Consider the following 13313-nt stretch of genomic DNA (forward strand, 5'->3'; position numbering starts at 1 on the left):
ACAAAATTGCAATACTTTTCAGAAAAAATTATGAAAAAATAGCTTTTGGAAAAATAGTCTTAAAAGAGAATATACATGACAAATATGAGAAATAAAAGGGTTTCGGAAAATTCTGATAAGTAAATAGAGTTAGGTCATTTCTAGATTTTTTAGGAAAGAAATTAGGATGAAATTTCAAAAAGAAAATGGTTTTTTATAAAAAATAAACACTATTTACTCAGTGAAAATCAACTTTTTTTGAAAGAGAATAGTATTGTTAGATAAATAAATTGGTAAAAATTTTACAAAAAAAGTTAAAAAACCCGATGGAAAATCGAGTTTTTTAACTTGTTATTTTTATTATATAGGATAGGACGATTGATATATTCTTTTACAATTATTTGGCTTGTAGAAAGCGATCAATGAGAGATATCGGAAACAGATACACCTGTATTTGCTTTCACGCGAATTTCCTTATAAATACGATCTGCTTCTGCCTGTGGTACTTTGCTAGAAGATAGTACAGTGCCTAAATAACCTGCGATAAAACCAAGTGGAATTGTAATAACCGCTGGAACTGCTAACGGTACGATAGGATTACCAACAAAGATTGCCGCACCTTCAACTGGACTCCATACATTTGGCCCCATGGCCCCTAAAACTAAACATGATACTAAACCAGTTACCATCGCTGTTACAGCACCTGTTGAGTTGAACTTTTTCCAATAAATTGTGTAAAGAATAACTGGTAAGTTTGCTGAAGCACCGATACAAAATGCAAAGGACACTAAGAACGAAACATTCAGGTTTTGCGCAAATAGTGCAAGGATAATGGATACAATGGCAATAGAAATCGAACCAGTACGAGCTGCTACAACTTGTTGCTTTTCTGTTAATTTACCACCTTTAATGATTTCTCCATAAATATCATGAGAAATCGCAGAAGCACCTGTTAAAACTAAGCCCGAAACAACTGCTAGAATGGTTGCGAATGCTACTGCACCGATAAATGCCATTAACACATCTCCGCCCAAATAATTAGCTAGAAGTGGGGCTGCAGTGTTCCCAGCTTTACTCTCAGCAAGAATTTTATCGATCCCTACAAAATTTAATGCTCCGAAGCCTAAGAAAATAGTTAATGAGAAGAAAATAGCTGTAATCCAAGTCGTCCATGAAATAGAAGAACGAGCAGTTTTGGCATCTTTAACTGTGAAGAAGCGCATTAAAATATGAGGTAACCCAGATGTACCTAAAACAAGCGCCATCATCATGGAAACCGAATCAATTGTACTTGTATATTTAATCCCTGGTACAAGGAATTTCTCACCATGATCAGTGGCGATTGTATCAAACATTTTCATAAGAGAGAAATCAAATTTAATTAATACTAATGTAGCTAATACGCCTGTCCCGAATAAAAGAAGGCTAGCTTTAATAATTTGCACCCAAGAAGTAGCTGTCATTCCGCCGAATAATACATAAGTAGTCATCATTACACCTACGATTAAAACCGCAATCCAGTACTCAATACCAAATAATAGTTTAATAAGGGCACCTGCACCTACTAATTGTGCAATCATATATAGGATTACAATGATAATTGTTCCTGACGCAGCAACCCCACGAATGCGTTTTTCATTAAAACGAGCAGTAAGCATATCTGCTAAAGTATAACGACCTAAGTTACGCATTGGCTCCGCGATTACATAAAGAAGAACTAAGTTAGCCACTACATAGCCGACAGAGAAGAAGAATCCATCAAAACCAGTTAATGCAATCGCACCGGACACTCCAAGAAATGCAGCGGCAGATAAGTAGTCACCAGCGATCGCAAAGCCATTCTGCCAACCTTTAAGACCACCGCCAGCTGTATAAAAATCAGCTGCAGAAGACGTACGTTTCGCTGCAATATATGTTACTACAAGAGTTAAACTAACGATTGCTAAAAAGAAACCAACGGATACTAAGTTCATTTATTTTCCACCTTTCGCCTGATACTCAGCTAGTACTGCTGCCGCAGCTTTATCGAATGAAGCAGCTTTTTTCACATATACTGTACATAGAACGATTGTCATAATGAATAATCCTGCTGAATAAACCCAAACACCCGTAATATTTCCGACAAATTTTTGTTGTAGTACAGGTTGGAAAGCGAGGATTGGTAACAAAATATAAAGCGTTAAAAATACTGCTGTGATCGAGAAAAGGAAGGTATTCTTCTTTTTTACGAACGTGTTGAACGATTCCATAGCTTCAATTGCAGTATAGTCAACTGAATCTATATTTTTGTTCCCAGAAATGTTTGCCAATATTATTCCCCCTAAAGTGATATATTTCTGTTTCAAACGACATATTTCTTTATCCATCGTCGTTATATTCACTTATTTTATGGGGAAGATTCTTATAATGCAATACTAAATTTTGAGTTTTTATAATTTTTAATCATTTTTTAGAACGTGAAAATAACATAGAAATAATAAGGATTTAATAGAAAAAATCCGCATGAAAGAGAATGAGATTGTTGCATAGAATAATATTCATATAATAGCGTAATGATAATAATTTTGAATGTAGGAGAAAATTTCAACGTGAAAGAGAATTTTTTAGAATTTGTTATTTTATTTTCAAATGGAAGATTTGCTTGGAAAAGAGAAAATCTTTGTTATATAACAATTGTGTGATGTCTTGGGAAATAACCGAAATATTAAAAAACAGCTTTAAAATATTTTTTAAAAAGTGTGAATTGTTTAGAAAATACAGGGAAGTAATATACCAAAATCGTACAATATACATTGAATTGACATAAAAAAATGAAAGGATAAGCTCATATCTTGTATAAAGTAACGATAATTTATACAATAAATAACGATGGTAAATTGAAGGGAAGTGTGCAAATAAATGAAAAGGAACAGTGTCCTGCTCGTGTTGATACTAATATTAAGTAGCATTCTAACTGCTTGTGGAAGTTATAAATTTGAACCAGAAATGAACATAGAAGTACAGGATTTTTCGGTTATAAATCAAAAAAATGAAAAGGTTAGCCTTAATGATATGAAAGGCAAACCGTCATTAGTGATGTTCATCTTTACTAATTGTAATTCCATTTGTCCACCAATGACGTATAACATGACAGAGGTGCAAAAGGCACTTCAGGATAAAGGCGTGGAAGACTATCAAATTCTAGCTTTTAGTGTTGATCCTAAGGTTGATTCGCCAGAAGTCTTAACGAATTATTTAAAAACATATTCAGTACCTGATGAAAGCAAATGGCAATTATTAACTGGCTATGATCAAAAGTTTATTGAACAGTTTGCAATGAAATCATTTAATTCAGTAGTAAAGAACGATCCTAATTCGGACCAAGTTATACATATGGGAAGTTATTACTTAGTAAATGCTGATGGGATTGTAGTGAAGGATTATTCAGGTACAACAGATGTACCAGTTGAGACGATTGTGGCAGATATGAAGGCGTTAACTAAATAACAAAAAATAACTCAGAGGTTGGAATGACTTCTGAGTTATTTTTTATGGCTACAAGAGGAAAAATATCGAACATTCAATTGCCAACTTGCATAAAATGTCAAAGGACACCGGAAGCATTTTGCTTAAGTGTCTTTTTCTATGCTTAAGTATAATAAAAGAATTCATCGAAATAGTGATCATAACTAAATAACATATTTTAAGCCCCGATCTTCATAACTCATCATTCAGCCTTGTTTAATAAATAATTTTATTATGTCTACTAAATAACCAAAACGAATAATTCGACTTTATGAAATTTTATAAAGCATCTATTTTTAAATACAGGAATACAAAATGTATTTTTTACCAAATGTGTATATATTTATTACGGTCGGCTTATATATTATTAGAAAGATTTAACTGCTTTCGACCGAATAGGGACAAAATTATGCTGATGCATATAGTCCATCAATTGGATGGAAGCTGGTGGAGAGTGATGAACCGCCATGTTTAGTGTGATTGAAACTGCAGAACGGTAGATTGAGATCCTTTTTAATTTGATTTAAATATCTAATATTTTGCTGTCTCAACGATTTCTTGATAAAGTGTATCGAAAAAAATGAAGGAAAATAAACAGTAACTCTAAAATATACGACAAATGTTGTTTATTTTAGAGTTATTTTTTGAGGAGATGTAATAAATGAAAAAGCTGATTGAATTTATTAACGTAACGAAAGAATACAAAATAGGAGAAGTCCCAATCAAGGCTCTTAGCGGTGTTGATTTTTCCATAAATGAAGGGGAATTCGTCGTTATTTTAGGAGCTAGTGGTGCTGGTAAAAGTACGATTTTGAATATTCTTGGCGGTATGGATACTGCTACCTCAGGTCAAGTGTTTGTAGGGAATCAAGAAATAACAAGATTAAACGAAAAAAAGTTAACAGAATATCGTGGTGAGAAGATTGGCTTTGTCTTTCAATTTTATAATTTAATTCCGAATTTAAATGCTCTTGAAAATGTTGAATTTGCCACTGAAGTATGTAAAAACCATCTGGATGCTAAAGATATTTTACATAAAGTTGGTTTAGAGAATCGTATTAAAAATTTCCCTTCCCAGCTTTCTGGAGGAGAACAACAAAGAGTCGCTATAGCAAGAGCTGTTGCGAAAAATCCCTTACTTTTACTCTGTGATGAACCAACCGGCGCTTTGGATTATGTAACTGGCAAGTCTGTATTAAAGCTTCTGCAAGATTTAAACAGGGAAACGAAGAAATGCGTCGTTTTAGTCACACATAATTCAGCCATTACTCCTATGGCTGACAAAATTATTAAAGTAAAAAGCGGAATAATCGAAAGTATTACGATAAATGAGGATAAACAAAGTGTTGAAGGGATTGAGTGGTAATCATGAAATTGTTTTTAAAGTTATTGAGGGACACAAAACAGTCTATGGGGCAATTTATGGCCATATTGTTAGTGGTCGCAGTAGGTGCTTTTTTCTACGCTGGATTAGTAACCTACAGCAATAACCTTAGTGCTTATACAAAAGATTACTTTCAAAAACATAATTTAAGCGATTTAAATGTGTATTTTAGTCATCTTTCTAAAAATGATGTGATTCGGTTAAGTAAAATTGAAGGTATCAATAAAATCGAAGGACGTTATACCTTTGAAGGTACGCAAACCTTTGAAGATTACAAGACTTCATTAAAAATTCATTCGATCCCTGAAAACAATGAAATAAATACGCCTACTTTAACTGAAGGAAATATACCATCAAAAAAGGATGAGATTTTATTAGATTCTCATTATGCAAAAGAACATCATTATCGTGTCGGCGAACAAATCACGATAAATGCGAATGAAAGCAGTTTTAACTTTACAATTAGTGGTTTAGGTGAAAATGTCGAATATGCAAAAAAGAACGAAATTCAAGACCATAAAACGTACGGAGTAGCTTATATTGCTGAAGAGACAATACCTGAAATCATAAAAGGTTTTTACTATAATGAAATCATCATTGATGCTAAAGAAGGTTACGATATTGAAAAATTAGGCAAATCAATTGAAGAACAGTCCAAGCAGCTTAGTTATTTAGATCAAGTAAGTAAAGAACGGACTTTCAATTATTCTAAAATCAATCAAACGATTAATAATAATAACTTAATGAGTAAGGTTATACCTATAGTACTTTTTTTGATTGAAGCGATTATTCTATTTCTCGCCATGTCGAGAACTATCGATTCTCAACGCAATCAAGTTGGTATTATGAAGGCTTTAGGAGTAAAAAACAGCAACATCATGCTTCACTATATGGGTTACCCTGTACTGGCAGGTATACTAGGCTCAATCATAGGCTGTATAATTGCCGCTTTAGTATTTATTCCTTTAGTAACTATGTCGTGTGCAAGAGCCTACTCGTTGCCTGATATTAAATTCTCACTCTCTATATTTTCAATCATTCCACCGATTATTTTCTCCAGTGCTTTTGGGGTACTCGCATGTTACTTAAGTGGTAGAACTATATTAAAGGAACATGCAGCTCAGGCTATGCGTCCTAAACCGCCAAAGAAGATGAAAAAGCTACTGATAGAAAGAATTCCAGGTCTATGGAGTCGTATTTCCTACAGTTATAAACTCATTTTGAGAAATATATTTTTAAATAAACGAAAAGCCTTAGCAAGTTCGATTGGTGTTGTAGTAAGTACCGTATTATTGATTACTGCTTTCGGTACCGAAGCATCCTTGCTAAAAGTAGCAGATCAAATTGAAGATGTTTATACCTATGATCTAAGAGTAGATTACAAAATGGGCACAAATTCTAATGGGGTAAAACTACCTTCTGAAATTAATAATAGTTATTTGTTATCCACTTTTCCTATTGAATTCATAAAAGATAATGAAAAAGAAAGCGCCAATTTAGTTGTTACAGAAAAAGAAAACAATCTCATTCATTTCTTTGACGAAAATGAAGATAGGATATCTTTAAATAATAACGGTGTGCTTGTACCCAAATCTTACGCTGACAAATATCATATTTCTCAAGGAGATACTATCAACATAAAGTTCACAGCGCCAGAGCTTAAAAATACTTCAGTAGATATGAAGGTATTAAATATATCTACACAGTATTCGAATCCATCATTCTATATTACACCAGAGTATTTAAAGAGCTTTAACATAGACTACAATCCTACCTCACTTTTAGTTGAAGCATATAACTCTACAGATGTAATGAGCGCTCGTAAGTTTTTTGAACAAGATCGCCGTGTAGATTCAATTGCAGATAAGAATGATTTAAAAAAATCGGCTCAATATATTGTGAAGCAAAACAGTTTTGTATTTATCATGTTTATTACAAGCGCCATCATACTTTCCTTTGGCGCCATCTATACGATATCTTCCATCAACATATATGAAAGGAATCGTGAGCTTGCAACACTTAAAGTTCTAGGCTATCAAAAAAATAAAATAAATAGACTAATATTTTTAGAAAACATCATCCTAACGACATTTGCAGTAATTGTTGCTTTACCGATCAGTGGCTATGTCTATAAAATTATAGTAAAGGCTCTATCAAGTACCCATCAACAAATCCCAAATAAATTAAATCTTTTAATCATAGTAGTTTCTATAATACTTTCGTTCTTACTGACTATTATCTCTAACTTACTTCTTAGAAGAAAAGTTACCAAAATAAATATGATTGAATCGTTAAAAAGTGTGGAGTAGATTTGAAGGGGAAAACAGAAGAAGAAGTGACATGTTTAAAAGAAAAGGCATCACGATGTTAGAAGATGCCAGGTGTTAATACTTACAAGTTGTACCTTCATCAGAACCACAATTGATTCATGGAATGAACGAAAGCCTTTAATCGATGATACGATTGTTATTTCATATGGTGGGGGCGATATACACGTATACCATGAAGACTGGTTAATTACAGGCTATTGAAGCGGTGATTGATAAAGACCGTTCAGCATTAACAAAATAAAGAGGCATAGACATAACGGGACAAAACCTTAAAAAGCGCAAGAAATCAATTTTAGAAACGTTGATTTCTTGCGCTTATCTAATATTTATATTTCTTCAGTTTTATCTACTTAACTTACTTATCCACGTTTTTTACTCCTATTCGACGAAAACGATCCACAGCGCTTAACAATGCTGGTATGAAAATCGGTAGCAATGGGTCTGTGGTGACGTGGAATCAGAATTAAGCTGAAGGCAAAGTACAAGCCTGAGGAATATGAATCTCATTGAAGTCTTGGTATGATTGGGTGAGTGTTCACTATACTTTCAACACGGAAAGTTATCTTACCGTAAATGTAAAACTCGCTGCCTTTTTTAAAATTTTTAAGAAAAATGCCCATTTTACGGGTAGTGAACATATGTTCTTGTTTGAGCGGAATCGAGCTAAAGAGGGAACTAAGCTAGTAAGTTTCATACAGTAACATTAAGAGAGAGAACAACTACAAATAAAAGAAGGCTGTTTTCTAATAGGATTGTTGCTATTTAACTTACGAGACAGGTAAGTGAAAGAAACTAACAAATGGTTTTATAAATGCTTATATACCTGCAACAGGTAGTATTCATTAAATTCAAATCAGGAAAACATTATATAAAGCAGTATCCAAAATTTGAGGAGGTATTGTAGTGAACAAACATAAAATGATAATTACTGAGTATAGCCCCAAATACGCTGAACAAACAGTGGAAATGTGGCGAGATAGTAAGGAACAAGCTATTGGTCAGAAAGAAATTCATAGCTTTGAAAGTCACGTTTATTTTTTAAATCATATATTAACTGAACAGTTTCAAATAGATTTAGCGTTAATTGATGAAAAAGTAGTTGGAATGATTGCCTATAATGAAAGGGAAATAAGCCAACTATATATTCATATAGATTATCAAGGACTCGGTATAGGTCACACATTACTAGATAAAGTAAAAGCACAATCAAGTGGGAGATTAACATTATACACATTTGAAGTAAATGAAAATGCACAACGATTTTATGAAAAGCAAGGATTTGAAATCATAGGTAGAGGACATGAAAATGAAGAAAATTTAGCTGATATTCAATATGAATGGAAATCCAAATAAATGATTATAAGGGGCTTTTGTTAATTAATCGATTTACGAAATATCAAACATAAAAACAGAGTTGATTCTACACATTTTGTAGTTTGACTCTGTTTTTACGTAATCACAGCAACAATTTTTTAGAAAACAGCCTAAAAAAAGAAACAAGCCTTTCAAGTGTTGAATGGAAAAATTCAGGGGGTACATTTGTTAAATAGTTTAAAAGGGAAATTAAAATAATTTATTTAAACCTTAAAGCATAGTTAAATCTTTAAACTGCAAACGATGGTATAGATATTAAACGCCTTTGTTAAATTAAGAAAATCTATCCAACTTGTTAAAGACTTTTGATAATGAGATAAATAGCTATTTCAAATCATACCGTGTTATGAATCAACAAGATGAACAATAAAAATGTTTAAAGGAGAGAAAATAAAAAATGAGTATAGAAAATTATAACGGAGAACGTTCTGATGAAAGTATTCAATTTGAAAAATTGTTAACTTACGAAAGTAATAAGGAGAGATTTACTAGTATTGAAAACACCAAACAGTTTTTGGAGCTAAGGGGAACTGAAAATAGTAAACCTTATGTAATTGGGGATGATGTTCAATTTTTAAGCGATGTCAAGGAGCGGGCATTCGAGGATATGCAGGTTTTCACATTAAATGATCAAGAGTCTTTGAAGCAAAAAGTTATTTTATATTTACATGGTGGTGCTTGGTCGAATCAACCTTTAAATTTTCATTGGTGGTTCCTTGATAAAATGGCGCAATCTTTGAATGCAAAAATAATTGCTCCCATTTATCCTAAAGTGCCTCATTTTAACTATAAAGATACCTATCCAAAAATTCTAAATCTATATAAAGAAATGCTTGCAACTGTTGAAAATTCGAATCAATTAACGATTATGGGAGATTCAGCAGGCGGAAATATATCACTTGGCCTGGCTCATCTTTTAAAAATGAACCATTTACCTCAACCGAAAGATATTATTTTATTGTCAGCATGTGTTGATATGAGTTTTGAAAATCCTCTTATATCTGAATATGAAGAAAATGATCCGATGTTAGCTAGTTAAGGAATGGAAGTCATTACAAAGATTTGGGCAGCTGATAAAGATTTAAAAGACTCATTGATTAGTCCAATGTACGGTGATTTTAAAGGACTTGGGAAGATTACTCATTTTATTGGAACACATGAATGTTTGTATCCAGATGCAATAAAACTTGATGAACAACTAACGGAACAAGAAATTGAAATCAAAACCTTTGTTTATCCTAAAATGAATCATGTGTTTGTTGTTATGCCATTTCCTGAAGCGGAAGATGCGCAACAGAAAATTATAAATATAATTAGTTAATTGAAAGAAATAGGGCGTTAACTGTACCAGAAGCGGCCACCAGAAAGGAATTCTTCGTTTAAAACAAGCGCTAGAGATTTCAGCAAAAATGACAGCAATTTATATCGTAAAAAAGGAGTGTTTCAAAGTTCAATTTAGACTTTGAAACACTCCTTTTATTATCAAATAGTATAGAGAATCAAAAAAATTAATACGCCTTTGATTTCTTGTCATTAAGCACGCTTTGTGTCCTTTGATTAATTAAGTTTAAGACTGTAATATACTTTTGAAAATCCTCTGCTGTAAATTGCTCGAGGTTCTTCAAATGACTCTGATATTCCTCAAGATCTAGATTTTTATGATATTCATAAACTATTTTGCCTTTTGGTGTTAATTCAATATGAAATTCTCGATAATTGTCCAGATTCCTATATTTAATTACTAAATCCTTTTTAATTAGTTTATCAACCATTTGAGAAACAGCACTTTTTGTACAATTTTTAATTTTTGCAAGTTCAGAAGTAGTAGTTTTTACTTGTTCTCCAATTAAGTTGAGTGTATGAACTTCTATCATATACAATTCATCTTCTGTTCCATATTTTCTTGGAATATTTTCGTATGAACTAATAAGTCTAGATGTCTCATAAATCGTTTCCATTAGCTCATAAAAAATCTTCTCTTTATCCACAATGAATCCTCCTCCCCATAATTGGTAGCCAATTTAATTTTAACATATAGGAAATCTATATTTAACTTCCATTTTGAATCTAATTAATTTTAGAAATATTCTGAAATCTATATTGACGTTTTTACAGTTAAGGTGTTAAACTGAGAAAAAAATAATCTAAACGTGTCGAAAAATGCGATTAAGTAGAATGTTTGTACAACAAAAGGGGGAGTAACATTGAAATATAATTTTGATGAAGCAGTTGATCGCAGAAATACTTATTCCTTAAAGTGGGATGGTGAAGATTTAATCAAAACAATGGGTTATACAGAAAGATATGACTGTGAGACCATTCCACTATTTACAGCAGATATGGATTTACCCGCACCACAACCATTGATAGATGCACTACATAAAACAGTTGATCATCGTATTTTTGGATATTCTGTTTTTCCAGATGAGTACTTTGATTCAATTCAACATTGGTTCAAAAAGAGACATGATTGGACAATCAAAAGAGAAGAGATTGTATATAGCCCTGGAACAGTACATGCCTTGAATACAGCTATAAAAGCTTTAACTAAACCTGATGAAGGTATCATTATTCAACGTCCAGTTTATCCGCCGTTCACAGCTGCGATAGAAGGTAACGGGAGAGTTGTTCGAAATAACGCGTTGAAATTTGATGCTGAAGGTTACTATTCAATTGATTTTGAGGATTTTGAAGCGAGAGCAAAAGAAGAAAATACAACAATGTTCATTCTCTGCAACCCACACAATCCGACCGGAAGGATTTTAACGTGCGAAGAATTAAAAAGGCTTTCAGATATATGCGAGGAAAATAATGTGATTATTATAGCTGATGAGATTCATGGAGATCTCATTAGAAGAAACCAAAAATTCATACCAATCGCAAAAGTTTCAAAAAGTACCGACCATATTATAACGTGCACAGCGATCAACAAAACTTTTAATGTTGCAGGTCTGCACTGTACAAATGTTATTATTTCAAACCCAGAAATTAGAAAAAAATTTAGTGACACAATGGGGATGCAGTTACCATCACCGTTTACAATTTCTGCCCTGATAGCTGTTTACAACGAAGGAGAAGAGTGGTTAGAGCAACTAACAGAATATATGGACGACACAATGGAGTATGTGAAAAATTACTTAGCTGAAAAAATGCCTACAGTTAAAGTTAGGATTCCTGAAGGAACATACGTTATGTGGATGGACTTTAGTGGATATGGTATTCCGGCTCAAGATGTTCATGATCGTATCTATAACAAAGCCAATGTGTTACTTGAGGATGGTCATTTGTTTGGAATAGAAGGTGAAGACTTCCAAAGAATCTGTATCCCTTCACCAAGACCACTTATAAAAGAAGCACTTGAAAGAATCGCTATAGAATTTCAAGAAATCGAATCTAAAAATCAATTGGAAGAGGTGTAAGATAATGAAAACAATCGAATATGAGATTAATGCATTAAAAGCTGCAATAGAAATAGAAGATTATGTAATTGAGATAAGAAGAGATCTTCATAGACATCCTGAAATCGGATTACAAGAAGTAAGAACAATGAGAGTGGTTACAGAGGAGTTAACTAAATTAGGCATTCATTACGAAATGGTCCCTAATGGAGGAATTATTGGTTATATTCAAGGTGAAAAACCGGGAAAAACTTTAATTCTTAGGGCAGATTTAGATGCACTTCCGATGAAGGAAGAGAAAAATAATTTAAAAAAGAAAAAAGTAGTATTTTCAGAGTCTGACCAAGCAGCTCATACTTGTGGGCATGATGGACATACAGCGATGCTTTTGGGTGTAGCGAAAATCTTAACTCAACACCAAAACAATATTAAAGGGAGAGTGCTTCTCGCTTTTGAACAAGGGGAAGAAATGGGTGGAGGAATTTACAATCTCTGTAAACGATTACACGAAATTGGAGGAGACGGAATTTGGGGTATCCATTTAAAATCTGATCTACCGACTGGGAAAATATCTGTTGAACCAGGCCCAAGGATGGCAGCTTCTTTTGTTTTTGATGTCTTAATAAAAGGACAAAGTGGACATGGTTCTAGACCAGATTTGTCAGTTGCTCCATTAGATTGTTTTACCGATTTTTATAACAATTTAAGAGCGATGAGATTAAATAATCTAGATCCTTTTAATACAATTACCTATTCAATTGGAACGATTAATTCAGGTTCAGCAGCAAATATTATTCCTGAAAGTTTACAGTTCTCAGGAACAGCTAGATATTTAGATTTTAACCAAGGTGCCCATGCTGCAAAAGAATTTAAGAGAATTCTAGAAAAAGTCTGTGACCTGCATAATTGCACCTATGAATTTATTTCAGAGCCTAAAGAATCGGATTTAATTGTCTACAACCAAAATGATTGTGCACAAATTGCGATTAATGCAGTGAAAAATTCAATTGGTACAGATGCATTACATTCAATCCCTGCATGGATGGCATCAGAATCATTTGCGTTTTATGAAAAATACTTCCCAGGTGTGTTTGCATTCGTGGGCATACAAAACCTCGAAGAAGGGATTGGGGCAGAACATCATAATGTTTACTTTGACCTAGATGAAGATGCTTTAAAACTAGGTGTGGCGGCTACTATACAATACACAATTGATTTTCTAGATAGTGAAAAACAAGTTAATTTTACTCCTGATAAAAGAGATATAAATAGTCTATTTATTGATAACGGATTCCAACAATTAATAAATGAGTAAAATTTCATTGAATACAAAGGAGATAGGAA

Annotated in this window: 9 protein-coding genes and 1 pseudogene; 7 read left to right on the forward strand and 3 right to left on the reverse strand. The window is 32.9% G+C overall.

What is annotated here, in order from left to right; translation table 11 throughout:
• Positions 1 to 398 precede the first annotated feature (398 nt).
• Both JNUCC51_RS23875 and JNUCC51_RS23880 read right to left on the reverse strand, forming a co-directional pair.
• Entirely contained in the window at positions 399 to 1952 is a 1554-nt protein-coding gene (locus JNUCC51_RS23875; protein WP_337990087.1) for a solute symporter family protein, read from the reverse strand.
• On the reverse strand, positions 1953 to 2228 hold the full coding sequence (locus tag JNUCC51_RS23880; RefSeq protein ID WP_443137021.1) for a DUF485 domain-containing protein: 276 nt from the start codon (positions 2226 to 2228) through the stop codon (positions 1953 to 1955). It lies immediately after the preceding gene.
• Between the two features lie 649 nt (positions 2229 to 2877).
• Here JNUCC51_RS23880 and JNUCC51_RS23885 point away from each other — a divergent pair.
• From JNUCC51_RS23885 to JNUCC51_RS23905, 5 genes and pseudogenes are all read left to right on the forward strand, one after another.
• A complete protein-coding gene (locus JNUCC51_RS23885) occupies positions 2878 to 3465 on the forward strand; it encodes an SCO family protein (protein WP_337990089.1) in 588 nt (195 codons plus the stop codon).
• A gap of 679 nt (positions 3466 to 4144) precedes the next feature.
• Entirely contained in the window at positions 4145 to 4849 is a 705-nt protein-coding gene (locus JNUCC51_RS23890) for an ABC transporter ATP-binding protein (RefSeq protein WP_337990090.1), read from the forward strand.
• A 2-nt stretch (positions 4850 to 4851) separates the two neighbouring features.
• The gene (locus tag JNUCC51_RS23895; protein WP_337990091.1) at positions 4852 to 7176 is read left to right on the forward strand and encodes an ABC transporter permease; all 2325 of its coding nucleotides are present in this window, start codon (positions 4852 to 4854) and stop codon (positions 7174 to 7176) included.
• A gap of 924 nt (positions 7177 to 8100) precedes the next feature.
• Positions 8101 to 8550: a GNAT family N-acetyltransferase gene (locus tag JNUCC51_RS23900; RefSeq protein WP_337990092.1), complete on the forward strand. Its 450-nt coding sequence runs from the start codon at positions 8101 to 8103 to the stop codon at positions 8548 to 8550.
• A gap of 418 nt (positions 8551 to 8968) precedes the next feature.
• Positions 8969 to 9892, forward strand: a pseudogene (locus JNUCC51_RS23905) (alpha/beta hydrolase fold domain-containing protein).
• A gap of 187 nt (positions 9893 to 10079) precedes the next feature.
• On the opposite strand, the gene JNUCC51_RS23910 reads toward JNUCC51_RS23905, so the two are convergent.
• The gene (locus JNUCC51_RS23910; protein WP_337990093.1) at positions 10080 to 10559 is read right to left on the reverse strand and encodes a MarR family winged helix-turn-helix transcriptional regulator; all 480 of its coding nucleotides are present in this window, start codon (positions 10557 to 10559) and stop codon (positions 10080 to 10082) included.
• Between the two features lie 216 nt (positions 10560 to 10775).
• Here JNUCC51_RS23910 and JNUCC51_RS23915 point away from each other — a divergent pair, with 216 nt between their 5' ends.
• Together JNUCC51_RS23915 and JNUCC51_RS23920 are read left to right on the forward strand one after the other, a co-directional pair.
• The gene (locus JNUCC51_RS23915) at positions 10776 to 11990 is read left to right on the forward strand and encodes a MalY/PatB family protein (protein WP_337990094.1); all 1215 of its coding nucleotides are present in this window, start codon (positions 10776 to 10778) and stop codon (positions 11988 to 11990) included.
• Between the two features lie 4 nt (positions 11991 to 11994).
• On the forward strand, positions 11995 to 13284 hold the full coding sequence (locus JNUCC51_RS23920) for an amidohydrolase (protein WP_337990095.1): 1290 nt from the start codon (positions 11995 to 11997) through the stop codon (positions 13282 to 13284).
• Positions 13285 to 13313: the final 29 nt, after the last annotated feature.

The sequence above is a fragment of the Lysinibacillus sp. JNUCC 51 genome (assembly GCF_015999525.1).
Taxonomy (GTDB): Bacteria; Bacillota; Bacilli; order Bacillales_A; family Planococcaceae; genus Lysinibacillus; species Lysinibacillus xylanilyticus.

What these genes read in the sequence shown, in the direction of transcription:
- JNUCC51_RS23895 (WP_337990091.1), top strand. Translation starts at nt 4,852, where the DNA reads ATGAAATTGTTTTTAAAGTTATTGAGGGACACAAAACAGTCTATGGGG.
- JNUCC51_RS23920 (WP_337990095.1), top strand. Translation starts at nt 11,995, where the DNA reads ATGAAAACAATCGAATATGAGATTAATGCATTAAAAGCTGCAATAGAA.
- JNUCC51_RS23880 (WP_443137021.1), bottom strand. Translation starts at nt 2,228, where the DNA reads ATGGAATCGTTCAACACGTTCGTAAAAAAGAAGAATACCTTCCTTTTC.
- JNUCC51_RS23885 (WP_337990089.1), top strand. Translation starts at nt 2,878, where the DNA reads ATGAAAAGGAACAGTGTCCTGCTCGTGTTGATACTAATATTAAGTAGC.
- JNUCC51_RS23875 (WP_337990087.1), bottom strand. Translation starts at nt 1,952, where the DNA reads ATGAACTTAGTATCCGTTGGTTTCTTTTTAGCAATCGTTAGTTTAACT.
- JNUCC51_RS23890 (WP_337990090.1), top strand. Translation starts at nt 4,145, where the DNA reads ATGAAAAAGCTGATTGAATTTATTAACGTAACGAAAGAATACAAAATA.